Source organism: Bradyrhizobium sp. JHI2711 (assembly GCF_056156565.1).
On the sequence record NZ_JBPZPT010000019.1, the window covers coordinates 1 to 2,935 of the forward strand.

Genomic DNA, 2,935 nt, shown 5'->3' on the forward strand with positions numbered 1-2,935 from the left:
TATGGTTTTTGTCCGTCCTTTGGTCGGGCTGTTCAGCGATAGCGATAGCGTCAGGGAAATTGCCGTTTCTGCCTGCACCGTCTTCCATCTCTTTTTTGGACTGTATGGTATTGAGACTGTCGTCACGACGATGCTTCAATCGCTCGGGAGAGCGCGTCTCAGCGCGGTTGTGTGTTTCGCGAGGCATTATCTCTTCATTCCGGCTGTACTGTTTTTCCCGGCCATCTCTGGCTCCAGCGGAGTATTGGCCAGTCAAGCCATCGCGGAGCTAGGCGCCGGAATGATTGCACTGTTTATCATGCGCCGTCAGTTCGTTGAGCTCAGGCGATGCGACCGACACATTCGGCCAGGAGGAATGGAGAATGCTTCTTGGCCTGATTAGACATGTTCGGAGCCAACATTAGGCCGGTGAGTACTGGCTTCAGGGTGATGACGAGTGTGATGTGCGAGACTGAGGCGCCATATGACACTCATTGTCAGAATGAAAGAAAAAGCGGGTGTCGCGCGGGCCGGAAGCTAACGCTGGCCGAGAGTTTCGGGCCCGTCAAGACTGAGGCGCGCTTGACTGGCGAGACCAAAGTCACGATTACCGAGTGGTGCAAGTAGCCGCTGCAGAGTTCCGCGTCGCTGCGTGACGGAGTTACTTGGTGCTCCGTTAACGAGGCTCATGAGCGGGATGGGAGGGCGGAACGTGCGCGATAGCTTGACCAGAATGAGGCACAAAAGTTCTCTGAGCCAGATGAGGATGCGACCGAAGTTGTGGGCGACGGATGAACTGATGACGTTAGCCGCATCGCCGGCGCGGCCTCTGAGCTAGCAGCGGCCGCAGTGACCATCGGCCTGCAGGTGTCCTCGTGCCTCCTAGCTACGACATTATCGAAATCGGCCCGCTCGCTCGCGCACCGTAAATGTCCTCGAGCAGCAACGGCCCGATGATGGAGCGGGTTGCGAGTCCAGGCCGGCCATTCTCGGTATAGAGCGGCGCGATCTCGCCGTCGATCCAGTCCCAATCGACCTTGTCGGCGAGCTGAACCAGCTCATGCTTCATATTGATTGACCACCGAGCCGAACCGCGCCGGCCAAACAATCGGGTCAGTCTGGCCCTGAACAGACCGCTGGGTCCCGTCGCCCTGTGCTTCTTGCGTCGCATCGCCACCTGCGATGCGACGATCGAATCACGGCTGCCGATTCGACGGAACTTGAGGGTTCCGTGAGGTCGCCGGGCCAAGGCCAGCTGCGCGCTGCGTCGTGGATGGCTCACGGAAGCGAGATTGAACGAAGCCGTCGCCCCGCACCCGCTAGACCTCAAGCGTGGCATCGAGCTTGCAATCGAGGCCGTTGCTGCAGACCTCCAGAATAACTCCAAGAAGGTCACCTCGAACGAAGAGATCGCCCAGGTCGCCACCATCTCCGCCAACGGCGACGCGGAGATCGGCAAGTTGCTCGCCGCGCCATGAAGAAGGTCGGCAACGAGGATGGCGACACTCGCAGGCCCTTCTCCGGAACCCAGATGTAAGGAACGCGACAGTTGGAGTTTTGCGAGCGGCCCAGATCCGCTCGTCCTCACATGAACCTCAGCGTGGACCTTTGGACATTGGTTGCGAACCCGACATTGTGGGTACGACGTATTGCTGTTGAAGATGAGTGGCAGGGGAGGCTGTGCGCGATCACCTGTTGGACCCCTCCTCGAAAAGATCGTCCGGAACTCGGGGAAACATGTCGGGCCGCCAGGCCTGACATTCGTGCCGACAAGGTACGGTGCGGCTCACCATTGCGATCTCCGATCCTTGTTAGAGGAAAACTCGATGCTTATGCGACTGAACACAGCAGGCCCCTCGAATCCATCGAAACCGCAGCATTGATACGAACATACTCGAAGCCTTTATTCGCACTGATCATCGAAAGCGGTCGGACCGGGTGCGAAGGTCAAAGTCGACCGGATCTCACCAGCGACAACACTCGCAACGTTCGGAAAGTTCACGCCGATGTTTTCAGACTTGTTGCTCCCGTCCGCGGACGAGAAGGCCATCCTCTGAGACCCTGCGCGATTTATCTCGGCTTCAATCTTGACGACCGAGATCATGCGGAGCTTCGCGACGGGAGGAACTCGTTAGACTCTTTCTTCGCTATTGGAGGCACTAAAGCAGCGACGACGCTTTACCTGCCGCGGTTCGCTCATTGGTACAGCGAGCGGATGTGCCGCCGACGTCCTCTTCCGAAGCCAGCATCGGCCGGATTATTGCTCGGATGAATGGGAAGCTGATCGTTACTGGAACAACCGAGAGCGTTGGTGATTGGCGTCAGATCAACTCGTCGGACGAGACCGGTGACGCGCCGAAAAGCGTCCGGAAGTGATCCAGCCACAGCTCAGAAACGCACCGCTGCTGTCGATAGCAGCTACGTGCCGACCTCGCTTCGGTCGGCATATAATTCCAATGTCTTCACCAAGTTAGGTAGGTTTCGATCCATTGTTCCCCGGGTACTATCGGTGAGTAAATGGCCTGCGGGTCAGGATGCAGTTCATCACGATAGGACAAGATGTAGCAATGACGAGCGCAGCTAATTCCCTGCCCGTTAGAGGGCATGTCATGAAATTCATCGAAGGGGCGCGGGTCGTCACTGAGAGTGAATTGCAAGCCAACAACATCACCCGTCACCACGTCACGAAATACTACCGCAATCAGATTACAAACGGTGGCTACTACGAGCAGCTTAAAAACATTGTGGAGCCCTCAGTTCAGGAGTTCGAGAGTCGTGGCAGTTTAGATACGAGCGGCGGCACGATAACACGGTCGTGCTCGGCCTCCAGTGACCTGCCACTGCATTTTCATCCAGCGGCAGTTAGAGTCTCGGGGTTTTTGTGCAGCGAGACCGAACTTTGGACCACCCGGAACTAGAGTTTTGCGCCTCTGATCACGTTGGCGGGCTGGTGGCG

Annotated in this window: 1 protein-coding gene and 3 pseudogenes; 3 read left to right on the forward strand and 1 reads right to left on the reverse strand. The window is 57.3% G+C overall.

Going from position 1 to position 2,935, the window contains the following annotated elements:
- Positions 1 to 382, forward strand: a pseudogene (locus tag ACTEK7_RS36575) (hypothetical protein); the annotation flags it as partial.
- 519 nt (positions 383 to 901) lie between these two features.
- On the opposite strand, the pseudogene ACTEK7_RS36580 reads toward ACTEK7_RS36575, so the two are convergent.
- A pseudogene (locus ACTEK7_RS36580) lies at positions 902 to 1,150 on the reverse strand (transposase); the annotation flags it as partial.
- Positions 1,151 to 1,295: 145 nt separating this feature from the next.
- On the opposite strand from ACTEK7_RS36580, the pseudogene groEL reads away from it, so the two are divergent.
- Positions 1,296 to 1,474 (forward strand): annotated as a pseudogene (gene groEL / locus ACTEK7_RS36585) (chaperonin GroEL); the annotation flags it as partial.
- Between the two features lie 1,114 nt (positions 1,475 to 2,588).
- Positions 2,589 to 2,897, forward strand: a complete 309-nt coding sequence (locus tag ACTEK7_RS36590; protein WP_225131534.1) for a hypothetical protein — start codon at positions 2,589 to 2,591, stop codon at positions 2,895 to 2,897.
- The last annotated feature ends 38 nt before the right edge of the window (positions 2,898 to 2,935 follow it).

What these genes read in the sequence shown, in the direction of transcription:
- ACTEK7_RS36590 (WP_225131534.1), top strand. Translation starts at nt 2,589, where the DNA reads ATGAAATTCATCGAAGGGGCGCGGGTCGTCACTGAGAGTGAATTGCAA.